Source organism: Fervidobacterium pennivorans, from assembly GCF_001644665.1.
Classification (GTDB): Bacteria; Thermotogota; Thermotogae; order Thermotogales; family Fervidobacteriaceae; genus Fervidobacterium; species Fervidobacterium ngatamarikiense.
The window spans coordinates 1,290,838-1,315,820 of record NZ_CP011393.1; the positions used below are offsets into that span (position 1 = coordinate 1,290,838).

Genomic DNA, 24,983 nt, shown 5'->3' on the forward strand with positions numbered 1-24,983 from the left:
ATATCAACACCTTTACTCAACACGTGATTTCCCTGTAACATGTTCTAAGACAATTTTTATAACTTTTGTGTTTTTACACTCTTCCTCTTCTCCATTTCCATCGACTGGAACATTTATTTTGTATTTTTCAGCAAGCTGAGGCGAATACTTTTTGACAAGTTCATAAATCGCTACTCTTTTTTCTACACCTTCTACTAATTCGGCACTGCCAAATGCGATTGCACTTTCATATGCAGTTGTCAATTTTTCTGGCAATACTTTTGATTTTGCAGTTACACTGAAGCTGACTTTCGGGTGTTTTGATATATTCTCAAGTTTTTTGCCATCTAGTGCGCAGTGGATATATATTATTCCGTCTTTATATGCATAATTAACGGGTACTCCGTATGGGTATTCCCCATCGAATGTTGAAAGCACCCCATATTCGCCTTTTTCTATTATTTCTAGTGCCTTTCCGATAGGAAGTTCTCTGTCTTTTCGGCGCATCATTTTAAATCTACTAACACCCATTATTTGACGGATTTTTTCAACTATTAATCTTGGAGGGATGGAGCTTACAATAGCTATATTTTTGTTTGTGTACCTATCAAATTCTTCGTAGTTAAGACCCTTGCCAAGTTCGTATTCTTTTTCATATATTTCGAAATCTTCATGTGTTTCGATTTCGACAAGGTATTTGACGGATACATTGTATGGTTTTTCGAGTTCAACGAATTCGTCGAGCACGATTTCAGCAGGTTTTTCGCTGATGAAATATCTTACCTTTGCTGCGACAGGAATTCTTATCAAAGTATTCCATAGAGATTCGTTAAGTCTTATTTCGTATTCTTCTTCAATTCTTTTGAAACCTTCCATCAACTCCGATTTAAAAGCAACAATCCATTTTTCGTTTCCTGTTTCATCAACCATGTATCTGACACGGCAATTTTTGATATTCTTATCCTTAGCAAAATCAAAAAAGGAGCAGTCCTGTAGATACCATTGGACCACTCCTAGTTTCCATTTTGAAATTGCTTTAAGTTTCTGGGCTTTTTCTTCACTAACAAGGTACTTTTTTTCGCGTTCAATGCTTTCACTCATCTTTAACTGTGCTCCTGTCTACATTTCTTGGCATGATTACATGATCGTTGCCGATTCTACAGGATAATCAATTTCTTCGAGCTTTTGCACTACCCTCTCAATGCTATCCGTTTCAATGACAATTTCCTTCTGAGCAACCCTAATTTCAAAGTTGGTTTCACCAATTTCCTCGAGTGCCTTCGAAATTCTCATTTTGCAGTGATTGCAAGAAATGTCAGGGACTTTCAATAAATATTGTGCCATCTTTAACCCTCCTTCAACTTTCAGTTTTGAATTTCTTTCGGATGTTCATAGAATTCAAGATTACTGTTATTGAGCTCATCGCCATGGCTCCTTCTGCAATGGCTGGGTGCAAAAGACCAATCATTGCTAAGGGGATAGCCACCACGTTATACAAAAATGCAAACAAAAGGTTTGTTTTGATTGCACCAAACGTAGCTTTCGATATCGATATTACATCTGAAACTTTTGATATACCACCTTTTGTTATTATGATATCTGCACTATCTATCGCCAAGTCACTTCCACTTCCGATGGCAACCCCAATATCTGCAGCTTTCAAAGCAGCTGCATCATTAATACCATCACCAACCATAACTACTTTCTTACCCGTTGCCTGGTATTTTCTCACAATGTCCATTTTTTCTTCTGGTTTTACATTAGCATAAATTTCGTCTATGCCAACGATTTTTGCAACATGTATTGCGGTTTTTTCGTTATCACCAGTTACCATCACGGGTATTATACCATGTGATTTTAGTTCTTCGATAGCTTTTTTCGAATCTTCACGAACAGTATCTTCCAACGCGAAGAAACCTATGATTATGTCGTTTTTACACACTTCAACAATGGACATACCTCTAGAAGTGTATTCTTCGTAACTCGACACATCCTTAGGTTTTCCAATGAAGTATTCGTCAGTTCCAATTTTTGCTTTCAAACCCTTGCCGTGTATTTCTTCGAATCCGTTGATTGTTTCACATCCATCAGTTGTGTCGATTATTTCAGTTGTGTTTAAATACTCTGAAATGGCTTTAGAAAGAGGATGAGTCGATAATTGTATGATTTGTTTTACTTTTTTGCGTTCGTCAACCGGTAGGTTCTCTACCGCTACACGAGGTTTTCCATAGGTTATCGTTCCGGTTTTGTCAAAAAGAACATATCCTACATTCTTAACCGTTTGTATCGCCTCTGCGTTTTTTATCAAAAGCCCTTTCTTTGCTGCAAGAGAAGTTCCAACTATCAAAGCCATCGGAGTTGCAAGTCCAAGTGCACAGGGACACGCAATGACAACTGTTGTTAAGAAGACGAAAATTGAAAACGACAGTCTATCAATTTCATGCAATGACCATGGCAACATCAAGCGTATCGAATGCGTTAAGTCGCTTAAAGAATCAAAATTGAAATACCAGAGAAATGCACTTAGAAGAGCTAAACTGATAATTGTTGGGACGAAATAATTCGTTATCCTGTCAGCAAGTTGTTGGATTGGGACCTTTGCCCCCTGTGCTTCTTGAACAAGAGCTATCATTTTAGATAGGAACGTATCTTCACCAACTCTTGTAACCTTAATTTTCAAAACACCTGTCAAATTCAAAGCTCCCCCGACTACTTCATCGTTTACCCCCTTTTCAACAGGGATGGATTCACCTGTTATCATAGATTCATCGACAGAAGAATGCCCTTCAACAATTATTCCGTCAGCGGGTATTCTCTCACCAGGTTTAACAAGAGCTAGTAGTCCTTCCTTAACAGCCTCGATAGGAACCAATAATTCGCCTTTGTCTGTAATTATTCTTGCCTCTTTCGACTGTAGTGCCAGCAATTCCTTAACCTGTTTTGATGCTTTGTCCCTAAGGGTAGATTCTATATATCTTCCTACAAGGTGGAGAGAGACTATCATTGCACCAATCGTACCAAATGGGTGTATAGATAGACCAAAGTAAGTAGTAACATTTGTTAACCACGCAGTTACAGCTCCAAAAAATATCAAAGTATCCATATTCGAATGTTTGTGCAAGAGTGCAATTGTTGCACCGCGGATAGTGTCTCTTCCTGCATAGAAAATGACAATCGCTGAGAAAATTAGTTCTATCTCTTTGAAAAACGGGACGTGTTTTCCAGACATGTGCAGAAACATAAGGACCATGAGGGGTATAGTTATTGTAAGAGAAATGTATGTATTCTTTTTGATTCTTTTAAGCCTTTTTTTTTCGATGGCTTCAAGAGGTTCGTCTGAAACCCCGTAACCAACACTTTCGACAGCTTTCTGAAGAACTTCATCAGGTACATCTTTTTCCAACACAACGAAAGCAGTGTTTGTTGCCAAATTTACAGCTGCAAACTTAACCCCATCAACTTTTGACAGAGATTTTTCAACTATCCTTGCACAATTTGCACAAGTCATTCCGGTTATCTTTAAACTCTTTTTCTGCTCCATACATCTTACCTACGCTTTTGAAAAAATGCGTTTCAAATCTTCATCGAAGAATAGGATGATCATAGATACAAAATAAATTCCAATGAGCAACAATTCGTAAAATTCACCAGCTATTTCAAATAGATCCACAATCCCCTCGCCGAACATTTCTGCACCCAGGACTATTAGAACTACACCCAAGAACTTGAAAATCCTCTTAATGTTTATCTTGATAGCATATTTGAACATTGCAAAAACCAAGCCAACTGCCAAAACCAAGCCAATTAAGATCCCAGTTATAGTTTCGAACGAATTCTTCCCAATACTTGCGAGTGTAAATACAACCAACTCTATGCCTTCCCTCAAAACTGATATGAAGGCTAATGAAAACAAACCAATTGAAGATGAACGCCTATCGACATTTTCCTTGAGATTCTTAGCTATGTTTTTATTCTGCCTGCCAATCCAAACAACCACATATGTTATTAAGACTGATGCAATGAGTTTCATTAATGCTTCAAAAAACTCTCTTTCCGCACCTTCCGACGTACTCATTTGTAAATAACTTAGTAGACCTACTATCAAGCTTGCTATAACCCCACCAAAAGTTCCGTAAAGCACATACTTAATCAAAGTGTCCCTTCCAGATTGTTTTAAATATGTGAGTATAATACCAACTAAAAGAGCAGCCTCAAAAACCTCGCGAAAAGATAGGAAGAATGTCTGTAACAAACCAAGCACCTCCTCGACTTATTTGAATTCCCAATAAAATTATATCAAATGTATTGAATAAGTCAATAAGGTAAAACTAATTAGAAATACGAAATAATTTAGAAAAAACAAATATGGACAGAGGATACGATTTTAAGGCATTTAGACGAGGGGTTAATTGAACTGAGTAATACTAAACGTTAAGGTTAGAAGCGAGGAAGAAGTAAAGGTTGTTATTTTTTGCATAGTACATAGCAACATCGGCTTTTAATAACAAATCACCGAAGGATGTTGCATCTTTTGGATAAATTGCTATGCCGAAATTTGCGGATACGTTTATTGTATTTTCTTCATACTGTATGGGTTTTTCGAGTTCGTTAATAACTCTTTCTACAAATTGAACATACTCCTTGCAATCGTAAAGGAGATAAACAAATTCATCTCCGCCAACTCTTGCAAGAAAATCACTTTTTCGCATGACTGATGAGAGTCGCTGAGCTACCACTGAAATAACATAATCACCAGCTTTATGTCCAAATCTATCGTTAACGGGTTTAAAATTCTTCAGATCAACATATACAACGCACACCTGTTTTCCTTCCCTATTTGCTAGTGCGAGCATTCTTTCTGCTTCATTTTCAAGAGCTCTTCTATTTGGAAGGTTGGTGAGCGGGTCTCTCAAAGAGATGTATTCAAGATATTCTTTTTGTTTTTGTAGTTCATTTTCAAGCTTTATCCTTTCGAAAACAACACCAACTTGATTGGCAAAAACTGTAGCTATTCTTATTGAAAATTCATTAAAAGCTTTTTCGTCTTCAAAATTATCAAGGTTAAGGAAAGCTACTATCTCATTTTCCACAGATATCGGAACAGAGAGCATGGCTTTAATTTCTGAGATTCTTCCGTATTTCAGAAGAATTTCCTGACGCTCGTCCATAATTTTTGTAGAATCAAATTCGTCAAGATGCGTGATAATTTTCACTTGCCCGTCTAAGCTTTGTGCAAGTTCTTCAGGTTTGAATTTTACCTTCGATAACTGAGCAAAATCGTAACCTACACACGCAGCAAATTCATAGTAGTCTCCGTTTTTAATCAAAACAGAGCCGGCTTGTGCACCAGGAATAATTTCAACCGCTTTTTCAAGTATGAATTGATAACTTGGAGCAAGAATACCCTTAAGGAGCCCTTGAGTCAGTTCGGTTATCGCTTCAAGGGATTTATTCAATGTTTCTTCCATTTTTAACAGTTTTTGTGTTTTGAACTCGTTTACAAATAACGTAATCGATACAATCAGAACCAAAAAGAGCAGTATTAGGAATATTTCTTTAATAGTCAAAAATCTTTCGTATTTAAACCATAGACAAAGTCTTTTGATAGTGTTCTATCACCAGAAGAAATTTTTATCCCTTTTATCTGATATTTTTCGAGGATATAGCTTGCGTCTAATTTGACAACAGCAAACTTATCAGGCAAATATGAATTACCGAATGAGTCCAAAATCTTAAAGCGCATCAATAACAAGGTGCCTTCTGATGTGATTTCAAAATAACCAGTTGGGGGATAACCAGAAGAGAACTCCACATAATTCACATATGGATAGTCTTTTCGTATAATTTTCTTGACGTTATTGATGAAATTGGAATCATTATTTTTGAGTGCTTCATAAAGCTCGGTCCATTGGAAATATGCAAATGAGATGTTAACCGCTTCATTTTCAATGACTATACGTGCTAACTTTTTTAAGTTTTCGTCTTCATTATAGATGAAAAAATTCATTCCTATGATGAAAGATATGATAATTGTCAAAAGAAAAATTAGAAATTTCCAATTTGCAAGTCTTAGGAAACCCATCATACCGACCTCTCATAGAATGGATTTTCATGTGATATTATACCACCTAAACAAGTAAAAATGATGAAATGTCTATAAAAATCTTAAGCTCTTGTGATAAAATATAATAAAAAAACCAGAATCCCAGCAACTAAAGAGGTGATATGAATGATATTTACTTTAACTATGAACCCATGCCTTGATAGGTACATTTATGTTGATGAATTAATTGTGGATGATACTATCCGTGCCAAGAAAGTTGTTGATTACCCAGCAGGTAAAGGAATAGACGTTTCGCGTGTAATCAGAGAACTTGGAGGAGTATCGATAGCTATTGCGCTTGTTGGTGGAGCTAACGGTAGAAGGCTTGAAGAGATGCTTGATAAGGAAGGAGTCATATACTCATCCATACGCGTTCCTCAAGAGACGAGAATGAATATTATCTTGGAAACGAGCAAAGGGCAATATCGAATAAGTATGCCCGGTGAAAAAATAGGTGTGAAGAAATTGCAGGTTGTTTTGGAAGTGCTCAATGCCTTGGTGCGCCAGGGAGATGTTGTTGTAGTGTCCGGTAGCCTTCCAAAAGGAGTTGCAGCCGAGTTCTATACTGGAATCATCTTTACTTTAAAACAATGGGGAGCAACTGTTTACTTTGACTCTGATGGAGATAAACTAAAAGCTGGGTTGATAGGCCAACCGGATTATATTAAGCCAAATTTACACGAGTTTCAAAGATTGATAGGCAAAAATGTATCCTCTAGAGAAGAAATTATCTCAGAAGCGAGAAAGGTTATAGAAATTCACGAACTGAAAGCTATTCTTTTAACTCTTGGCGGTGAAGGTGCGTATTTTATTTCTAACGAAAAAGTATTGTACACAAAAACCATAAAGGTTCCTGTTAAAAGTGCAGTTGGCGCTGGTGATTCTTTCCTTGCGGGGTTTGTGTTGAAGAAAACAGAAGGTGCTTCTGATGAGGAAGCGTTGAGATGGGCGAACGCATCAGGAACAGCGGCAGTCATGACCCCTGGAACGAGGCTGTGTAGAAAATCCGATGTGGAAAAATTACTTGAGAAAGTGGAAGTGGAGAGAATAGAGTAGAATTTAAAATTATCAAAGAAGAAGGGGTGAGCCCCCTTCTTCGTTTTTGAAAGGTTTTGCTTATATTTTCCTACACCATTCCAAAACTTTCTCTACATCAATTGTTGCAAGTGCTATATAATTATCAGCAGCTCCATAGTAAACGTAATACTTGCCCTTATATTCAACCATAGCATCACTGAAGACTACGTTTGGAACTCCACCGAAAACTTCCCATTCTTCCGTGGGTTCTAGAATTGGTTCTTCGCTCCTCTTAAGTATTTTTGTCGGGTCGTTTAGGTCAAGCAACATGAAACCTAATCTGTAAATTGGTCTTGGTGCATCTTCAACACCGTGGTATAGCAACAACCATCCATATGGTGTTTTGATTGGTGGTGCGCCGGCACCAATTTTCAGGTTATCCCAGTATCCTTGTCTGGGACCTGCTATGCTTACGTAATCTCCCCAGTTAATCAGATCATCAGAAAATGCAAGCCAGATATCTGGTTCAAACCGATGCATCATGACGTATCTTCCGTTTATCCTTTCAGGAAATAAGGCAGCATCTTTGTTATTTATCTCGTCTTTTATAACAATTCCATAACGTTCCCAAGTTATGAAATTTTTAGTTGATGCAAGTGCAACCCTCGGACCTTTTGGTGAATAAGCTGTATAAAGCATGTAATACCTATCGACGATTTTCGTAATTCTTGGGTCTTCCACCCCATAGAGTTCTTCTTTTGATGCAGGTGTAAATACGGGGTTCTCTAATCGGTTAAATTTGATACCGTCTAAACTTACAGCGTATCCTATGCGTGAGACCATGTCCGCACCTTGCGCTCGATAAAGCATATGGAACAACTCTCCATCAAAAACCACTGCACAATTGAAAACGAACTTGTTCTCCCACAGATGTTCCGGAACAGGACTTAATATTGGGTTAAGTGGGTGTCGTTCAAGTTTTAACTCCACAATAATTCGCCTCCTTGCTCTTGTTGTCTTGCTGAAGTTTTCACCTTAGAGACATTGATATCCCCTGCAAGAAATAGTTTCTAAGTAGTAGGAAGATAATAACCATCGGTATTGTTTGAATCACGGCACCGGCAAGTACAGGTCCAATATAACTCGCGTATTCGTGATTAAAAGAAGCGAGTAAAACAGACAAAGGCATCTTTTTGTAATCTTTCATTACCATCAAGGGCCATAAGAAATTGTCCCAGACGCCTATGAAAGTGAACAACCCTACAATAGATGCTGTTGAGCGACTTAATGGTAACATGATACGTAAAACAATCCAGAAATTATTCGCTCCGTCTATTTTTGCGGCATCGATATAGTCTTGTGGTATGCTTTTGAAATTCTGGGCAAACATAAAAATACCCCATGAACTTGTTAAAGAAGGTACAATCAACGCTTGGTATGTGTTCAGCCAGCCAAAGGCTCTTATCAATATAAACATCGGTATCATAAACATAAATCCTGGGAAAAGCATTTGATAAATTATGAAATTGAATACTGCTTTACCAATTTTGAATCTTATCCTTGAGATAGCGTAGCCTATAAGCATAGAAGTGAAGATTACAGAAAAAGTCACAGTTGACGAAATGAAAAGACTATTAAAAAAAGCTCTGACAAAAGGTCTTTCAAACCTGTTTGCCATAACGAAAATGAAGCGATAATGCTCCAGAGTCAATCTCTTTGGGAGAAATGTTGTAAATATGTCCTCTGCAGGTTTAAAGGACGAAATGAGCAACCAAAGGTATGGGTAAATCCAAACGATTGCAAGAAACAAAAGAACAAAAGTTATAATGTACGAAGTAATCTTCTCGCGCTTCATACAAAGCTCACTTCTTTCTCAAAGAACTTACGAATTAACATAACCAAGAGATAACTCACCAAAGCTGTCACAATCGCTACCGTAGTTGCATATGATGGATCAACTCTTTTAAAAGCCGTATCATACATATAAATCAGGAATGTTATTGTTCTCTGCATAGGGCCGCCACCAGTTATTAAGTACGGTTCCGTGAAAATTCCAAAAGTGAGCATTACGGCAAGGACTGTCACAGTTATAAGCGATGGATTAAGCAGAGGTAATGTAATTTTCCAGAATATCTGGCTTTTAGTTGCTCCGTCAAGCTCCGCTGCTTCGTACAAAGATTGGGGAATTGACAAAAGACTAGCGTAAAGAATCAGACCGTAATATCCTATAAACTTCCATGTAATTATAAGACAAATCGAAAAGACAGCTAGCTGTGGATTTGAAAACCACGGAATAGTGATACCGAATAAATCATCCAGCAATCTGTTGATGGGTCCATTTATTGAGAAGAGATTTGAAAATAAAAGTGAATAGGCAACTCCGGAAGATACATTAGCTACCAAAAAGCTTAGCATTATAAATGTTTTTCCAAACCTGACTTTTGTCAGCGCAAGAGCGAAGAGTAAAGAAGCGGTTAATACCATTGGAATCAAGTATGCCAGGAAGTTCAGGGTGTTAAGAGCAATTCTTAAAACAGTACTGTCTGTGAGTATTCTTAAAAAATTCTGCAGTCCTATAAACTTCGGTTTGGAGAAATAGTTCCACTTTGTGAATGCAAGGACTACCATCCATACAAATGGATAGCCCCAAAAAATGGCAGTATAAGCTAAATATGGGAGCACTATGGAATAACCGAACAACCGTTCTTTTTTACCAAATTTCGAACTCACTTGCAACATCTCCAAATCATAGTTATGAATACAAAGCTTTTTGCCTAGAACTAGAAAAGGAGTTTATTTATTTCTTTTACTGCTTTATTCAATATATCTTCTGGTTTGCCTTTCAAATACATCAAAGGTTCTATCAGATTAGTTGTCATCGATTGTTGAATGTCAATAGTTTTGTCAGTAAGGGCGGGTGGGACAGCGTACGGCACGAATGATGCGTAAGCCTTGAAAAATTTATCGTTCATAAACTTAGCAAAAGCAGGGTTAGTTGTCAAATCTTCTCTGGCAGGTGGCATCTGTGTTTTTTCAATCCATAGCACATCATTTTGGACGTTAGAGAAGACCCAGGATATGAATTCAAAAGCTGCTCGCTTGTCCTTACAAGTTGAGTAGATAACAAGACCTTTAGTATCTGCAAATGTGTAGATAGGTTTATCTTTCGGATAGTTGTCTGGAACTGGAGGTGCAGAAAACCAAATATTCGGAACCACTTTTGGGAATGTCTCTTTAGCCCAGTTAACTTCCCATGGTCCTGTTATCTTTGCAAGTATCGTGCCGTTATAGAACGGGTTTGTGCCCAATTCAACCGCAGTCCATTTGTTCTGGAACATTGTATAGATGAATTGCACAACAGCTTTTCCTGTCTCATCACCGAAATTGACTTTGCGTTTCTCCACATCTATATATGGTTTTCCTCCCGTAGCGGCGTAGTAATAGGTGATGAAGTCAAACCATCTGTCCCACCAATTCCTACCAGATATAACTTGCATTGTGAATTTCTTTTTGCCGTCAGCGAATTTCTTGCTAAGTTCATAAATTTCCCCGTATGTTCGCGGAGGTTCGTTGTAACCCAAACTTTTTAGAATATCACCACGCCACCAAAAAATCATCGGGTTGGAGTAAATAGGGAAGACATAATATTTACCTTTGATTTTCCATGTTTCCATAATGTTCTTCATCTTCCTGGCCTCAACGAGTCTTTGGAAATCCGTTCCGAAGTTGTCAAGAGGATAAATCGCGCCAATTTCGGCAAGTTGCGCGGCAAATCCACTGAAGATGTTTTCTGAAAAATCGGGGGCATTCCCTGCTGCAATTGCGCTCAAAATAGCTTCCTCAGAGCTTCCAGCAGCAGGAATAGTTTGAACTTCGATTTGGATATCGGGTCGCATTTTATTCCACTGTGCGACAACTGTCTTCCAGAACTCTTCTTGAAAAGCATTTGGGGCTGTCCAGAAAGTTAACTTAACTGCAAAGCTAACTAACGAGAGCACCGCAATCAGAAACAACACAAATATCCTTTTCATACCTCATCCATCCCTCCCTCGAGTAGTTTAAGCAGTATTTTATAAACTTCTGGCTCCTATATAACGGAACTATTCCTTTTCACATAAGTTGTGTAAATACACTGTTTATATGGATGAATAGATTGCTTACTAAGAATTTCGTTAATCCTTTTTACGGCATTTATACCTAGTTCAACCTTCTGAACGCGCATAGTAGACAAACCTTCCTTTTCGGCAGCTGGTATATCATCAAATCCGACAATACTCACATCGCCTGGAACATCGTAACCCCAGTCCTGTAACTTATGAAGTACTCTAATAGCGATTGGATCATTGGAACATATTATTACTTCGGGCACCCCATCGCGGAGAGCTCTTCTCAAGACGGAATCAATTTCCTCGTGTAGATCATCATACTCAAATGTAATTGGAAGCTTACCGAATTTTGTCATAGCGGTAACGTAACCATTGTATCTATCGCGGAAACCATAGTACTTCAAAGGTCCATGGATATGAATAATCCTGTTAAAACCACTACCAATGAATTTCTTGGTTATGTAGAATATACCATCGTAACCATCGCTGACAATACTGTCAATCCTGAGTCCGTCAATATAATGATCTACCAAAACAACTTTGCCATTTTTCGAAATTTTCTCTATCTCCTCCTCAGAGGCGTCGCTCCCAACGAGTATGTATCCGTCATATTTGTGATGTTTGCCTTGAAGAACCTCATCCAATAGAAGAATGTCTAATGAAATTTTGTAGATACCTGCAGTGTTTTCAATCGCGTCAAGGATTATTTTGTAGAATATGCCGACATCACTTTGGATGAGTTCTTTTATCCTTTGACTTATAACAACTGCCACGCTGAATATCTTTTTACGTGCCAAAGTTTTGGCTGAGACGTGTGGAACATATCCGAGTTCTTTGACAGCTTTTAAGACCTTAATCTCAGTTTCTTCGGAAACATACCCGGTTCCGTTTAAAACTCTAGAAACTGTTGCAGTTGAAACCCCTGCTCTTTTTGCAACATCATCTATGGAAACCATAATTTGTTCACCTCCGGAAAAAATTTTACCAAATGAAAGACATGACGAAGACATTTTGCTAATGTAAGCGTTTACACATCGAAGATATTATATCAAGTGAAAGAGATAGCTCCAAAAATTATAATACAAAGAGAAAGCAAACAAATTTAATAATAACGAAGAACATAAAAGATTTATGTTTATAATTATCCATAAACTTCATTTTTTTTAGTTATTATACTTTCGCATAGTGTGTAGTAAAATATATAATAGACGCAGTATGTAAACGCTTACACAGTTCCTTTCCTACACTCTTGATACTGTTAACTTGTAGTGATGAAAGAGTATAATCGTAAAAGAATGCGATTGATATTGCCATTATGCATTTTCCAAGGATTCTTCACTACACAAAAACCTTTGAATATATATCACTAAATTCTTCGTATTCTTCTTAGGCAAGAAAGCATTGGGTTATGCATTTTGGGAAACCTGCTTTTGTTAAGAGTTGGTTGGGGGGTGTCCCCTCTTTATAAGGATAATGCGGTTTTTGGAAAGTTTCAATACTTTTAGTTAACATTATCACACTCTTCCAAGGAGGTGTTAGCATGAAAAAACTTGTTCTATTGTTGGCTATCTTGTTAAGTTTGGTAGTATTTGCTGGGTCCTTTTCAATTCCTGTGATTGCTGGTCAAGTTGAGGTACCGGTAGTTGTGCAGATGGGAAAACTGGTCGACATGCTCCCCGAAGACTTTGAACCAGATTGGACAAGTTTGAGAATCTTAGTAGAAGGTGTGGAAGTGCCTTTCCAGATTGAAGATGTTGATGGTAACGGACGTATATCTGCACCTGACTATTTGGTTTTCATCGCAAAAGGGAATACACAGATAGTTGTTCAGGATGCCCCAGGAAAAGCTGTTGTATACCCAAAGGCATTTGAAGTTGTAAAGGATTCAAAAGGGTGGACGATCAAAGCTGTTGACGAGAGTATAGAAGCCGTGGTAAATGACCACGGACTTTTGCAAGTTACCAAATTTGGCAGTGTGAAAGCAAAGTTAGTTGACGAAGTTGGAATTGCAAGAGTCAGCGGTTGGTACAATTCTACATATTACGTTGATGGAAAACTAGGAGACCACCATGAGGAAACAAGTGGAGCTTTTAGAGTAGTTTCATTGAAAGTGCTTGACCCAGGTCCTGTTGCAGTGTGTGTTGTTGCGGTTCTTAAATCTGAGAAATTCAACGGTCTAAAGCAGGAGCTTGTCACTCACCTTTTCAAAAACGGTGATATTCTTGTAGACAACAGATTCGTTTTTGAAACGTACGCCGATATGATGAAACTCCAAACAATGATTACAAGACCGATTATTCCAGCATTCGATGATACTCTACACATCCTTCCGGTGTTCAGACGGCTTGTATGGGCAGACCAACTTAATATAACTCCATACGAGTACTGGTTGCAAAGAAACGCAATTACGTGGGTTGACAACATGCCGTACATCACATTCCCCGCTGGAAGTAGTATGAAACCACTTTGGTGGGGTGCTACTTATATTTTTGCTTCCATGGAAAGATGGAGAACTAATTTCTCACCGAAAGGTAAAATCGGCGTTGCTGAAATTCTTCCAGAAATCCCTGTTGTTCCTGCTGACTATAAGAAGTGGTTAGATGGCGACACATGGGTTTACGAAAGTCTCGAATTCCGTGATGGAGTATTCAAATGGATGCCTGGAGAATTCGAAGCATATCCATCAACAACAGGAGTTTATTCAATGAAAGTTGAGGATATGCCAAACAGATACAAAGCAGGAGACATTGTGCAACACTTGAGATTGTACAGCATTTATAGTGCCAAGAGTGTAGAAGAAGCTATCAAATTCATCGAGGCAAAAAGCAATTCGTTTAGGAGCTTGAAAATAGGAGAATAAAATAGCTGTACTTTGCCGGAGGCCGGTTGTCCGGCCTCTTTTATTTGATTTAGAAAAGATGTGGTTCATAGAGAGGGTGATATTCAGGATGAAGAGGGTGTTTGTTGCTTTTGTTACGGTTATTCTTTCTTACGTTTGCTTTGGAGGTATAATTTTCAACAATACACATCTTGAAAGACTTAGTCAGCAATTCACCTTAAACGGTGAGATTGTAAAAGGATACTGGGTTTATGCCAACAACAAGGGTGATTATTTCGAGGTAACAACAGCCCAAAACGAAGGAGATTTTTGCGTAGATGACGTAGCACGTGTCGTGCTTTTGTATACAGAGGCATATGAAATTCTGAAAGAGGAGAAATACCTTTCCCTTGCAATCGAAGCCTCGAAGTTTGTACTCCAAATGCAAGCAACCGATGGTGAGTTTTACAACTTTGCGTGGCAAGATGGCACAATAAACAAATATGGTGTCACTAGTGAAAAGTCCTCGTCTTGGTGGACTCTTCGTGCTTTTGCTGCACTATCAAAGCTTTCGCAATATTATAAAGATACAAAAGTTGTTAACGCAGTAAGAAAAGCTTACAGTGCAATTAAGAAATCGCCACCTGTATATGGGGACCAACTTGCGATGTATATCCTCGGGCTATCATATTATGTGATTTCAACAAAAGATGAAAATGCGAAAAAGGAACTAATGAAATACGCTAATGAACTTATTAATTATCAGTGGAAAGAATACAAATACTTACCGGGTTTCTTTTCGGTTTACCAAGACAAATTCAACTGGAATGGATGGGGTAATCATTATCCTGAGGCACTTATCGAGGCATACAAAATACTTGGTGATAACCGTTACCTCTCAATTGCCCGTGAATCTTTAGATAGCCAGGTCCCGTTGCTTCTTTCAACAGGCTTGATTTATTCCATCGGAAGATACGTAAAACTATTTCCAGAACTTGCTTATGCGCTTGAATGTGTTGCTGTTCCTTCAGTTAAATTATATGAAATGACGAAAGATGAGAAATACGCTTACTATTCAGCATTGTTAACCTCTTGGTTATTTGGTAAAAATAGGCTAAACATAAGGATGCTAGGTGAGAATGGAGAAGGTTACGATGGCTTAGAATACATGCACTACAACAGGAATGCAGGTGCGGAATCAACCATCTGCGCATTAAGAACATTACTATATGCAACCAAACTTCCTGAAGATTTTCAGAACCTTGCGACTAAGCCTGTTATCTTGGGTAGAAATGGAATGATAGTTTTAGAAGTTGAAGCTTTCGATCCAGGACTTTCCAGTGTCCGTTTTATCTCTGGGGATTTCGGTGGTGGTGCAGTGTTTCAAATCGAAGGCAAAGCAAAATTGAAAAAAGAGATATTGGAGATACCGGAAGGCCATTACTTTGCTTTTTTGTCTGGTGATTTTAAAAACACGACGGTGATTGTTTCTTCAAAATCGCAAGTTAAGAAAGAAATATCGGGAAGTGGTCTCTTTGAAATAGGTGAAATCGAAGTTGGCAGAACTATAACCGTATCGGTTTCTAACCAATGTCTAGTTGATCAGTTGATACTGATTCCTCAAAATACAGGGATAACGTTTAAAATAAACGACAAAGTGTTGACACTTTACTACGATTTCAACAGCAGAAAAAATAAAATAATTGATCAGGCTCTTTTTTTGGGTAAAGAAGCTAGTGTATTTAACGCGTTAACTCCGAAATTAAGGTTTGTAGACAGCTTTACTATCCTTGAGCTTCGAGAACTTTTCAATAATGATGGCTTTGCAATCCCTCAGAAACCTGGGAACTTCGATAATCTTGGAGGTATTGTGGGTGCATACCTTCCTGAAAATGAAGTGTCAGAGGGAATAATAATAGTTAATGGTGTACCTTTTGAAGTTGTAGCGAATGGAAATGATAACATTCGTTGCAATGGCCAGAAGATAGTTTTACAACAACCTATTAATTGCACTAAGATATACATACTAGCGGCCGCAAATCACGGTGATTACAAGGTTGACTTTCTAATAAATCAGAAAGCCTATTCAGTAAAAATTAATGATTGGTGTAATCAACCTAATGCAACAGAGTTTGACTATCGTTACATACAAAGTGGAGAACGGCAATATATAAAATGCGGCCTGAGCCTTTACGAGTTGGATATCTCAAGTTTAAACGAGGCATTGGAGGAAATAATTCTTCCACGTGAAATTAATGTGCATATTTTTGGAATAACGCTTAGATAATTTGCTCCGACAACTTTAGAACAAAATACCAAAAATCTGCCGCACTTTGCGGCAGATTTTTACATATACGTACATCTTCTGAGCTTTGAGATTCTGTATTTGACTATTTTGCCTTCCTTTTTGCGATTATGAAATTCTTTCCATTGATGATGCAACTGACAGTTCCATTTTTTTCAACACGGTTGTAGATTTTTCTGGAAAATGTTCCAAGTTGTGTAACAATTTGACATGTATATGGGAAAATATAAACGGGTTGGTATTCTAAACCTCAGAAAAGGAGGGATACGCATGGCTTGGGTGAGAAGATTGGTAGTTTTTGCGCTCTTGATTGGTGTTCTTTCACTTGCGGCTTTAAAAGTTGAGGGGAACAAGGTTATCTTCACGTTCACCTATCCACAAGCAAATACTGTCCACCTCGCTGGGACATTTAACAACTGGTCTACCACAGCCAACCCGATGAAAAAGGAAGGCGACACGTGGATAACGGAACTCGAGCTAAAACCAGGGACTTATCAGTACAAATTTGTCATCGATGGTGGTAAGGTTTGGAAAGAAGATCCGGATGCTCCAGGTTACACAGATGATGGATTCGGTGGAAAGAATGGTGTCTTTACGCTTGCTCTTAAGGATGGAAAGCTAGTCATAGTTGCACCTGCTCCTGATATCGCCGGAAAAATAGAAATCAACGAACAAAGGGAAGAGAATTTCTCTATTGAGGACAACGCGTATGTTGTCATTCGTTTCTACAAGCCAGATGCAAAATACGTGTTCATCGCAGGTTCATTCAACAACTGGAGTTCATCGGACACGGAGTGCTATAGTGCAGGCGATGGTTGGTGGGAAGCTGTCCTCGAACTAACACCAGGTGTTTATCAATACAAGTTTGTAGTTGATGGAAAAGATTGGGTAGCTGACCCGAATGCACCAGCGTATGTAGATGATGGATTTGGTGGAAAGAACGGAGTATTCGAAGTTTGGAAAGAAGATGGCGTACTGAAAGTAGGGGCACCAAGAGTTCAGTTGAAAGTAGAAGAAAAGAAAGTTGAGATGCCGAAAGAAAACATTGTCAGGTCAGTTGAGTACTCAGTCGATGGTAAATTAACTGATACAGAAAAATCGACAGCTCACTTTAAGGGAACGGGAATTTTCAAAGGAGCTTATGTAGCAAGAACATCATCAGCACTTTATGTTGCCGTAGAACTTGATAAACTGGCAAAAGACTATCTCAACCAGAATGTTCTTGTCGAGGTATATACCGATTCTCCGAGAATGACTTCTTCAAATACAAAGACCTACAACGGAACGGAACTTACCAAAAAGGTTGGCTTCAGATTCTCTGTGAATATGAAAACATACCCAGCAAGAAAACGCGGTTCGTTCTTTGCAGCTATGGGAGACAACACTTGGGTTCTCCAAGCTAATCCATTCAAAACCGCCGTCGATGAAGTTGTGGAATTCGAAATACCATATGACATTATCGGCGTGAAGAGTGGAGAAATGTTCAACATTTTCGTTGTGGTATCGGTTGATGGAAAGGACCAAGTAGTGCCACCAGAAGGAGTTGCTATTAAGACACCAAGTATGATTTCAGGTAATGTTATTGCCAAGTTTGTTGACAAAGTCGGAGATGACTACGGCTTTGGAACATACACATGCCCAAAAGACCCTGCGTTTGCACCATACAAAGGACTTTGGGATATAACAGAGGTTACGGTGCTTGAAAACGAAGATGCATATGTATTTGCAATTAAATTTGCAGAGATGACCAATCCATGGGCTTCACCGAAAGGTTTTTCACACCAGCTTGTGAACATTTACCTTGACACAAAAGATGGTGGAAGGACAAATACATACAAAGAAGGTGCAAGAGTCCAATTCAAAGAGCCTTGGGATTACTTTATAAAGATTGCGGGTTGGCCTGACTATGGTCAAGTTTTTGCAACCGCTGATGGAAAAGAGATACCTGATGCAATAACATACGAAGCTGATCCCGCAGACAAGGTAATATACATTGTTGTATTCAAGAAATACCTTGATGTCCAGAGAGGTATAAAAGCTTACATCCTTTCAATGAGCCAAGATGGTTTTGGAACAGACCACATAAGAGCGGTTACACCGAATGCTTCACAATGGACACTCGGTGGTTACCCATCTGATTCAAAAGACTACGCACCATGGGTCCTTGATATCATAGTCCCAGAAGGATACACCCAAGAAGAGATGCTCAAATCCTACATTCCTGGTCAGGCATATGCAACGCTGATACCTGTAGTTATCAAATAATCCTGAAGATAGCCAAGAAAGAAAAAACCTGCCAGCAATAGCTGGCAGGTTTTTATTTGCATTTTTTTGCTTTATCAACTTATTTCTGCATCCTTTGTCTCAATTCCAAATATCAAAACAACAACTGAAGCAATAACCGACAAAACAGCAAGCCAAGAGAAAATTTCCAAAAGCGATTTGTTCAAACCAAACATATAGCCACCAAATTGTGGAGCCAAAATACCGGCAATCCTTGCAATAACTCCAGCCATACCATTTCCAGTTCCTCTCATTGAAGTTGGGTACAGTTCAGGTGTGTACGCGTACACAAGTCCCCATACACCGAGGGTGAAGAATGAAAGTAGCAAAGCTACAACAATTAACTGGACTGTGTTGGCTACAAATGCCCAAAGGATAGCAGTTATTGCCATACCCAAGAAATATAATGCAAGTGACTTCTTACGCCCAAGTTTTTCGATAGAGTACGCAGCAGATAGATATCCCGGCAATTGAGCAACCATCATAAAAAATGTGAACCAAAGCGACTTCGTAGCACTTAGCCCTTGTTGAGCGAATATCTTTGGTGCCCAGGAAAAGAGCACGTAGTAAACGAAACTTACGACAAACCAACTTGTCCAAATCATGATGGTTCGAGTAAAGTATGGTTTTCTAAGAATATCAATGACTGTAATTTTACTCTCAGGTATTGATTCAATCTCTTCTCTTAGCTCTATTCTTAATACCTTTTCTAAACCAGCTTTTCCATGTTTTTTAAACGCAAATTTTGGAGATTCCGGCAATTTGAGCAAAACTGGAAGTAATAGAAGCCCCATTGCAAAAACCCAGTATGTTATTCGCCAGTTGTTTTGAACTGTTAAAACCGCGACAAGTCCTATTAGTATACTTCCAATAGCCCAGCTGGCTTCAAGTAAGACAAGATAGGCACCTCTAAGCCCCTTGCCTAAAAATTCGGCAAAGTAAGCATTAACAGACGGCATCAAACCACCGTAACCGATACCGGCAAAGAAACGGAAAACCATAAAGGTACTTGCTGAGTTTGTAAAGCCAAGTATTGTTGAAAATAAAATTGTCATAAGAAAATATATTAAATTTGAAAGCTTTCTTCCAAACAAATCAGCAACAAAACCAACGCTCAAAGCACCAACGAGCATACCAAGGAATGTGGAACTTAAAATGTTTGCCGATTGCTGAACACTAAGCGCCCACTCTTTACTGATAGAAGGAAGTGTGAAAGATAAGGCAAGCACACCAGCAGCGTCGAACATCCACATAAGGGACGTAATATACAGCAGACTTTTCTTAGTTTTTTCACCTACGTGCATCTCAATAACTGAATCGATAGTTAGAATACCATTTGCCGGTGAGTGTTTACTCATTACAGTGCCTCCTTTCTTTAAGATTAGTATTTTTCTTTTTTGAGCGCAGAAATTTACTTTTACCAACTTAATATTACACTAAATGTATCATTCTGTCAATTAAGTAGAAAGTGGCTTATTTTTTAGTGTTCTAAGGATGGTTTTAACTTGCCAAACAATATATTGTCAACTGGAAGATTGCTGAAACGGTTTACAATACTTACAATATTTATTGCTTTTTATTTTCAACTGATTAAAGAATAGACTCATCTTCTCAATGGTACGTTGACTTAGGCATATTATAATTTTTGAAACTGTCTGCTTGAGGAAGTAGAGAAGAATTTATAAGGTTTTAAACTTCTGAATCACGAAAGATTTAAAAAAATAGAATATAAAGAATAACTCCCTGCGTAAACTGCCTTTTGAATCGCAATTCGCAGGGAGTTTTTTTACGAGTTGAATTTGAATTTTCATCTCTGCAAGTCTGCAAGCCCCTGTCTAAGATTTTCTTTTAATCCTGGAGGCTGTTGTATATGATAAAATAAAAATATCTTTTGAAAAGATTTGAAAAGAGGAGGTAAGTGATGAGGCAGACTCACATTAGATTAGAAAATCGTTCAAGAATAGTTGCTTTCTCATCGGTAATGCTTGGTTTATCGTTTGTTGGTCTATATCTTGGCTACGTTTCTCCGAGTAAGTGGACATTTCTCATAGTAACTTCTTATCTTGCATATTTTCCGTACCTTCTCTTCGATTCATTTTTTTCTGGTTTATGGATTGTCATTGGGTTGAACGTTCTTGCGTATATGTTTATCCCACGTCTTGGGTACGTTACTACTTTTACTTTCATCTCTTTATATGTTCCAATCAGGTACGTTTTAAGGGGTTTACCAAGCTTGTTTTCTTGGGTTTTTAAGTACATTTATTTCAACGTAGCATTTTTTAGTTGGCTGTTTGTGCAGTCCAAAGTGCTTGGTATAGATATACTATCTCAAACGGCAGAAGGTATTACAAAAATTGTTCAGTTAGACAAAGATTTAATAATATATGGTATAATCATTTTTGGGAATATATTTTTTGCAGCATATGAGTATCTTTTCGAAAGAGTTGTTCAAAAGATGAATACATGGGTAGAAAAGATTGTCGGAAAATAATTGGAATAGTTAAATTTCTTGGAGGTGTTCTCTGTGAAACGGAGCATATTTGAGTTACTAAATATTCCTTTAGATACACCGCACGCTGAAATCGAGATACTGTATAAGGAATATCTCGAGAAGTATAACTCTAAGAGATATGAAAATAGTGAGTTAAAACCTATCGCAATGGCTAAATATAATGAGCTTATAGAAGCTTATGAAGCGTATAAAAAGCAAGTAGAAGGTGATAATGCTTTGAATGCTGCTATGGATAATGGACTTGTTTATTCATATACTTCGTTGAGAGGATATAGACCAGGTTATTATTATAGACGGCATGATGGCTGTTGTGATGATATTTGCGAATGTATCGGTTGTATGTGGGTTGGAGATACTTGTTGTGAATGTATGGGTGGAGATTGCATTTCGTGCATGTAAATTTTTTGATTTTCTTTAAGAGGGAGTCTTTATGTTTGGATATGTCAGACCAGAAAAAAGCGAACTAAAGGTCAGAGAACTGAATGAATTTCGTGCGTTTTATTGTGGAGTTTGCACAAGTTTACATAAATCGCGATACCTTGGAAAGTTGTTTTTGAGCTACGATGCTGTTTTTTTCGCTCTGATTTTAACTTCGATTAGAGGCAAGATACTCGAATACAAGAAGCGTTTTTGCGGGGTTGAGTTAAGAAATATTTTGTATTACGAAAGCGATGAGATAAATCTTGCTGTAAGTAATTTTCTTTTGCTGCTGAAATACAAACTTTTAGACGATGTGAGAGATGAAAGAAATTTTGTTAAAGCAATGCTTTTGAGATTTTTCGAAAACATTCCTGGAAGCTCCGCGACTTTAGAATCTCGCCTTCAATCGCTTATTGAAGAACTCACTGAGGCAGAAAGAAAACGTGAACCTTCCATTGACAAACCTGCTGAGATTTTTGGTAGTATCGTTGCTCTGTTTTTTGAAAATTTGGGTGAGCTGTCTTCCGAGCAAAGGACGGTGTTAATACATCTTGCAAGGCATGTTGGAAAATGGATATACGTGCTTGACGCGTTCGATGATTTGAAGAAGGATGTTAGTAAAGGGAACTACAATCCATTGGCTATTCAATTTGGATTTACCCACGGCATGGATATTCAAGAGTTTACTGACAGGATTAGGCCTGAGGTTAGAGAGTACTTACTCAAGATTCTGGATGAAGTAGTCCTTGCTTACAATTTGCTTGAGTTGAAGACGTATAAAGGAATTCTTGATAATATAGTCTACCTCGGGCTATTTGAAGAGACGGAACGCGTTTTAAGCGGAAGAAAAACGTGCAAAAGGTTTTAAATGGCGTAATTCTCTTTTAGTTCTTTTAGTCCATTGATTTGCTGTTGGCTATTACGCTTTTAAAATGTGAAGAGTTATGATAAAATAAGCAAGCCAGTGCTAAAGGGAGCATTCTTTAAAGTTAGAAGCTTAAGCGAGAAATCTATTTTTTGTTAATCAGGAGGTTTTAGGATGATAAGATGGAACTTGTATTCTTTTGGTGAGTTTATTCCACATTGGTATAAGTGGGAAGACGGAACGAAGTTTGTTGTAGTTTACGGCACATATGAGATAGGTGATTGGGTTTTCCAAGATTCGAAATTGGAGATAGAACTAATTGAGGTTCCAGATGAGATAAGAGACCTAAGAGAAATATACGAATTCCCCTGGGAGAGATTTAAGATACTACCAACGGATAAAACGGTGGTTGTAAATCAAGGAAATTTAGAAGATATAGCAGAAACAGAATTCGAAAAGTTTGTACTTCGACTTGACAATAATAAAAACGAAGGTTAGTAAATTTTAAGATTATTGCTATTTTTCACGACGAAATCCAACAATAAAACAAAAATGAAGCGGGCCCGTTTCTGCCCGCTCTTTTTTTAAGATTATTGTTTTCCTTAATCTGGCTCAGGTGTTTGCCATTATTTCTAAAATGAAACTCGCAGTCTTTCTAAGGATTTCATCTTTTATTTGTAGTATTTCATCTTTCGATGGCTGGTAACCAATTGCTTTGAAAAGATTAACTGTAAATGTTTCATAATCCGAGCCGTCGGTATCAAAGAAATCGTCCAAAGGTGATTCCAGTAGGGAGATTAATTTTGTTGAGAATAGGAAGTGAATTTCTTCAATTTCGTTGTGGATGTCTTCGATGATGTGGTCTACATTTTTATCGCCAGAGAGTATGTGTTGGTATAGCCTTAATATCGCTGTCGAACACGCAAGTGGAAGTCCTGCACCCATAGTTGTAAGAGTGATTTTGGTAGCGTTCTTTTCCATAATTATCGGTTCTGTGCCTGCTATGTATATACCAGCCAGAATATACGGGAAGTAATCAGTGCTGGCATTATTGACATCTTTTAAGACAGGTTCTATGTTCAATAGTTTTATGAATTCTTCTATGATTATTTCTCCATTATCATCGGTCGACTGTATAATAGTTTCGAGCGCTTCTTCAAATGGGAATTGAATTTTTTCAAGGATTTCCTCTGATTTTTTCATCTCGTTTTCGAATTCATCGTTGTAATGTTTTTTACCAACAAAGAACTGTATTCTCTCGAAGTTTTCTGGGAAATCTTCTTGCACTCTTTCAAAGGTTTCGTAAGCTTCTTCATAGAGTCCGAGGCGACGTTGGAGTATGCCAAGTTCGTTGAGTACGTCGGGTGTTTCGTATTGTTTAGCTAATTCGAGTAAAATGTTGTAAGCCTCGAAATGCTTGCCAAGCTTCGTAAGAGTGTAGGCAAGGTTATACATAATCTCGGGTTTTTTGGAGATAGCTAAGCCCTTTTTGAAAATTTCTTCAGCTCTTTCGTATTGTTGGCGTAGGTTGTATACAACACCAAGTCTCAGGTATGCCTCTGGCATAGGTTCAAATCTTATCCCTTCGGCGGACAATTCACGTGTTTCCAGCTTTTGAATTATTGAACGGTAAATTACCTCTGCGTCACTTAGTTGTCCAAGTTCTATGTATATGTCCCCGATTTTTAAAAGCGGTAGTAAGAAGTTTGGGTCACTCTGGTAAGCTTTTGTGTAAGCTTCCAAGGCTTCGTCATAGTCTTTTTTAGCAAACAACACGTTGCCAAGTTCGTAATACGCAAGTGGGAAATTGGGGTTAAGAGCTAGCGATTGTTTAAGTTCTATTTCTGCAAGGTCATAATTTGCTAATTTGGCCTGTAAGATAGCATTGTAGAAATGGTATCGGTAATCTTCTTGGAGTTCTTTCGCTCTCTTTAGAATTTGCTCTGCTTCTTCAAATTGTGTTTCATTGATTAGTATTTTGAACTTTTCATACAGAAAGTAAAGCAAATATGATTTCCAGTATTCGCTCTTTTCTACTTTGTATTGTTCTGCAAGACCCCTGAGTATGACATCGATTGGTATATTATTTTGATCTGTTACAAGCAGAAGGTCTTCAGCAAGAATAGGCAATTTGACAGGCAAGTTCAACCTTTTTGCAACTTCAGGTTTAATGGGAAGGTATACTATCGCTTTTATTTTCTCCACCTCGCTTTTTGAATTTTAAATTATCCAAGAGGTCCTAATTTTCTGCCTCCGATTATGTGAAAGTGAATATGGTGTACTTCTTGTCCTGCGTCTTTGCCATTGTTTTGAACAATTCTGTAGCTTTCCAAACCATTTGCTTTGGTTACGGTCTTTATAACTTCGAACAATTTCCACATCTTTTGACTATCCTCAACAGAAAGCTCGCTGACTGTAGGCACGTGCTTTTTATAAATCGCCAGTAGGTGGACAGGTGCAACGGGTCTTATGTCTTTGATAACTATGAAATCTTCATCTTCATACACTTTTTCTGAAGGGATTTCTCCGTTTATAATCTTGCAAAATACACAATCTGCCATATCCAGCCCCCCTC

The 24,983-nt window shown here is 38.0% G+C and carries 22 protein-coding genes; 8 read left to right on the top strand and 14 right to left on the bottom strand.

Translation table 11 applies throughout. The features are described 5' to 3' along the window. Nucleotides 1–12: 12 nt before the first annotated feature. The 6 genes from JM64_RS10160 to JM64_RS06090 form a co-directional block, all read right to left on the bottom strand. Nucleotides 13–1,080 carry a pyridoxamine 5'-phosphate oxidase family protein gene (locus JM64_RS10160; RefSeq protein ID WP_082868330.1) on the bottom strand — a complete coding sequence of 356 codons (1,068 nt, stop codon included), beginning with the start codon at nucleotides 1,078–1,080 and terminating at the stop codon, nucleotides 13–15. A 36-nt stretch (nucleotides 1,081–1,116) separates the two neighbouring features. Further along, on the bottom strand, nucleotides 1,117–1,323 hold the full coding sequence (locus tag JM64_RS06070) for a heavy-metal-associated domain-containing protein (protein ID WP_064011895.1): 207 nt from the start codon (nucleotides 1,321–1,323) through the stop codon (nucleotides 1,117–1,119). 13 nt (nucleotides 1,324–1,336) lie between these two features. After that, the gene (locus JM64_RS06075; RefSeq protein WP_064011896.1) at nucleotides 1,337–3,520 is read right to left on the bottom strand and encodes a heavy metal translocating P-type ATPase; all 2,184 of its coding nucleotides are present in this window, start codon (nucleotides 3,518–3,520) and stop codon (nucleotides 1,337–1,339) included. A 9-nt stretch (nucleotides 3,521–3,529) separates the two neighbouring features. Continuing rightward, the gene (locus JM64_RS06080; RefSeq protein WP_014452254.1) at nucleotides 3,530–4,231 is read right to left on the bottom strand and encodes an FTR1 family iron permease; all 702 of its coding nucleotides are present in this window, start codon (nucleotides 4,229–4,231) and stop codon (nucleotides 3,530–3,532) included. A gap of 172 nt (nucleotides 4,232–4,403) precedes the next feature. Continuing rightward, nucleotides 4,404–5,546: a sensor domain-containing diguanylate cyclase gene (locus JM64_RS06085; RefSeq protein ID WP_064011897.1), complete on the bottom strand. Its 1,143-nt coding sequence runs from the start codon at nucleotides 5,544–5,546 to the stop codon at nucleotides 4,404–4,406. Then, entirely contained in the window at nucleotides 5,543–6,061 is a 519-nt protein-coding gene (locus JM64_RS06090) for a hypothetical protein (RefSeq protein ID WP_064011898.1), read from the bottom strand. Before JM64_RS06090 ends, JM64_RS06085 begins: the two co-directional genes overlap by 4 nt. Nucleotides 6,062–6,208: 147 nt before the next feature. Here JM64_RS06090 and JM64_RS06095 point away from each other — a divergent pair, with 147 nt between their 5' ends. Next, on the top strand, nucleotides 6,209–7,138 hold the full coding sequence (locus tag JM64_RS06095; protein ID WP_014452256.1) for a 1-phosphofructokinase family hexose kinase: 930 nt from the start codon (nucleotides 6,209–6,211) through the stop codon (nucleotides 7,136–7,138). Nucleotides 7,139–7,198: 60 nt separating this feature from the next. Here the strand turns inward: JM64_RS06095 and JM64_RS06100 are convergent, their stop codons facing one another. Genes JM64_RS06100 through JM64_RS06120 form a run of 5 tightly spaced genes read right to left on the bottom strand, consistent with a single transcriptional unit; the run spans nucleotide 7,199 to nucleotide 12,161 of the window. Then, a complete protein-coding gene (locus JM64_RS06100) occupies nucleotides 7,199–8,089 on the bottom strand; it encodes a glycoside hydrolase family 130 protein (protein ID WP_064011899.1) in 891 nt (296 codons plus the stop codon). A 40-nt stretch (nucleotides 8,090–8,129) separates the two neighbouring features. Then, nucleotides 8,130–8,954, bottom strand: a complete 825-nt coding sequence (locus tag JM64_RS06105; protein ID WP_064011900.1) for a carbohydrate ABC transporter permease — start codon at nucleotides 8,952–8,954, stop codon at nucleotides 8,130–8,132. Then, nucleotides 8,951–9,829 (bottom strand): carbohydrate ABC transporter permease, encoded by an 879-nt coding sequence (locus JM64_RS06110; protein WP_409976124.1) that lies wholly within the window; start codon nucleotides 9,827–9,829, stop codon nucleotides 8,951–8,953. Before JM64_RS06110 ends, JM64_RS06105 begins: the two co-directional genes overlap by 4 nt. A 50-nt stretch (nucleotides 9,830–9,879) precedes the next feature. After that, nucleotides 9,880–11,130 carry an extracellular solute-binding protein gene (locus JM64_RS06115; protein ID WP_064011902.1) on the bottom strand — a complete coding sequence of 417 codons (1,251 nt, stop codon included), beginning with the start codon at nucleotides 11,128–11,130 and terminating at the stop codon, nucleotides 9,880–9,882. 56 nt (nucleotides 11,131–11,186) lie between these two features. Further along, entirely contained in the window at nucleotides 11,187–12,161 is a 975-nt protein-coding gene (locus JM64_RS06120; RefSeq protein WP_064011903.1) for a LacI family DNA-binding transcriptional regulator, read from the bottom strand. A gap of 584 nt (nucleotides 12,162–12,745) precedes the next feature. Between JM64_RS06120 and JM64_RS06125 the strand changes: the two genes are divergently transcribed. The 3 genes from JM64_RS06125 (at nucleotide 12,746) to JM64_RS06135 (ending at nucleotide 18,593) form a co-directional block, all read left to right on the top strand. After that, nucleotides 12,746–14,065: a hypothetical protein gene (locus tag JM64_RS06125; RefSeq protein WP_014452262.1), complete on the top strand. Its 1,320-nt coding sequence runs from the start codon at nucleotides 12,746–12,748 to the stop codon at nucleotides 14,063–14,065. Between the two features lie 88 nt (nucleotides 14,066–14,153). Next, the gene (locus tag JM64_RS06130; RefSeq protein WP_064011904.1) at nucleotides 14,154–16,310 is read left to right on the top strand and encodes a glycoside hydrolase family protein; all 2,157 of its coding nucleotides are present in this window, start codon (nucleotides 14,154–14,156) and stop codon (nucleotides 16,308–16,310) included. Nucleotides 16,311–16,598: 288 nt separating this feature from the next. After that, nucleotides 16,599–18,593 carry a glucodextranase DOMON-like domain-containing protein gene (locus JM64_RS06135; protein ID WP_064011905.1) on the top strand — a complete coding sequence of 665 codons (1,995 nt, stop codon included), beginning with the start codon at nucleotides 16,599–16,601 and terminating at the stop codon, nucleotides 18,591–18,593. Between the two features lie 74 nt (nucleotides 18,594–18,667). Here the strand turns inward: JM64_RS06135 and JM64_RS06140 are convergent, their stop codons facing one another. Then, complete coding sequence (locus tag JM64_RS06140) at nucleotides 18,668–19,969, bottom strand: MFS transporter (protein ID WP_064011906.1); 1,302 nt, start codon at nucleotides 19,967–19,969, stop codon at nucleotides 18,668–18,670. 563 nt (nucleotides 19,970–20,532) lie between these two features. Here JM64_RS06140 and JM64_RS06145 point away from each other — a divergent pair. From JM64_RS06145 to JM64_RS06160, 4 genes are all read left to right on the top strand, one after another. Beyond that, nucleotides 20,533–21,102, top strand: a complete 570-nt coding sequence (locus tag JM64_RS06145; RefSeq protein WP_064011907.1) for a hypothetical protein — start codon at nucleotides 20,533–20,535, stop codon at nucleotides 21,100–21,102. 33 nt (nucleotides 21,103–21,135) lie between these two features. Next, complete coding sequence (locus JM64_RS10030; protein ID WP_064011908.1) at nucleotides 21,136–21,522, top strand: hypothetical protein; 387 nt, start codon at nucleotides 21,136–21,138, stop codon at nucleotides 21,520–21,522. Between the two features lie 31 nt (nucleotides 21,523–21,553). Continuing rightward, entirely contained in the window at nucleotides 21,554–22,411 is an 858-nt protein-coding gene (locus JM64_RS06155; protein ID WP_064011909.1) for a DUF5685 family protein, read from the top strand. Between the two features lie 171 nt (nucleotides 22,412–22,582). Continuing rightward, the gene (locus JM64_RS06160; protein ID WP_064011910.1) at nucleotides 22,583–22,906 is read left to right on the top strand and encodes a hypothetical protein; all 324 of its coding nucleotides are present in this window, start codon (nucleotides 22,583–22,585) and stop codon (nucleotides 22,904–22,906) included. Nucleotides 22,907–23,020: 114 nt separating this feature from the next. On the opposite strand, the gene JM64_RS06165 is transcribed toward JM64_RS06160, so the two are convergent. Next, nucleotides 23,021–24,613: a tetratricopeptide repeat protein gene (locus tag JM64_RS06165; RefSeq protein ID WP_082868331.1), complete on the bottom strand. Its 1,593-nt coding sequence runs from the start codon at nucleotides 24,611–24,613 to the stop codon at nucleotides 23,021–23,023. 20 nt (nucleotides 24,614–24,633) lie between these two features. Continuing rightward, complete coding sequence (locus JM64_RS06170) at nucleotides 24,634–24,969, bottom strand: histidine triad nucleotide-binding protein (protein WP_064011911.1); 336 nt, start codon at nucleotides 24,967–24,969, stop codon at nucleotides 24,634–24,636. Nucleotides 24,970–24,983: the final 14 nt, after the last annotated feature.

Coding starts and splice junctions, on each gene's coding strand:
- JM64_RS10160 (WP_082868330.1), bottom strand. CDS start 1,080: ATGAGTGAAAGCATTGAACGCGAAAAAAAGTACCTTGTTAGTGAAGAA.
- JM64_RS06070 (WP_064011895.1), bottom strand. CDS start 1,323: ATGGCACAATATTTATTGAAAGTCCCTGACATTTCTTGCAATCACTGC.
- JM64_RS06075 (WP_064011896.1), bottom strand. CDS start 3,520: ATGGAGCAGAAAAAGAGTTTAAAGATAACCGGAATGACTTGTGCAAAT.
- JM64_RS06090 (WP_064011898.1), bottom strand. CDS start 6,061: ATGGGTTTCCTAAGACTTGCAAATTGGAAATTTCTAATTTTTCTTTTG.
- JM64_RS06095 (WP_014452256.1), top strand. CDS start 6,209: ATGATATTTACTTTAACTATGAACCCATGCCTTGATAGGTACATTTAT.
- JM64_RS06105 (WP_064011900.1), bottom strand. CDS start 8,954: ATGAAGCGCGAGAAGATTACTTCGTACATTATAACTTTTGTTCTTTTG.
- JM64_RS06115 (WP_064011902.1), bottom strand. CDS start 11,130: ATGAAAAGGATATTTGTGTTGTTTCTGATTGCGGTGCTCTCGTTAGTT.
- JM64_RS06120 (WP_064011903.1), bottom strand. CDS start 12,161: ATGGTTTCCATAGATGATGTTGCAAAAAGAGCAGGGGTTTCAACTGCA.
- JM64_RS06125 (WP_014452262.1), top strand. CDS start 12,746: ATGAAAAAACTTGTTCTATTGTTGGCTATCTTGTTAAGTTTGGTAGTA.
- JM64_RS06130 (WP_064011904.1), top strand. CDS start 14,154: ATGAAGAGGGTGTTTGTTGCTTTTGTTACGGTTATTCTTTCTTACGTT.
- JM64_RS06135 (WP_064011905.1), top strand. CDS start 16,599: ATGGCTTGGGTGAGAAGATTGGTAGTTTTTGCGCTCTTGATTGGTGTT.
- JM64_RS06140 (WP_064011906.1), bottom strand. CDS start 19,969: ATGAGTAAACACTCACCGGCAAATGGTATTCTAACTATCGATTCAGTT.
- JM64_RS06145 (WP_064011907.1), top strand. CDS start 20,533: ATGAGGCAGACTCACATTAGATTAGAAAATCGTTCAAGAATAGTTGCT.
- JM64_RS06155 (WP_064011909.1), top strand. CDS start 21,554: ATGTTTGGATATGTCAGACCAGAAAAAAGCGAACTAAAGGTCAGAGAA.
- JM64_RS06160 (WP_064011910.1), top strand. CDS start 22,583: ATGATAAGATGGAACTTGTATTCTTTTGGTGAGTTTATTCCACATTGG.
- JM64_RS06170 (WP_064011911.1), bottom strand. CDS start 24,969: ATGGCAGATTGTGTATTTTGCAAGATTATAAACGGAGAAATCCCTTCA.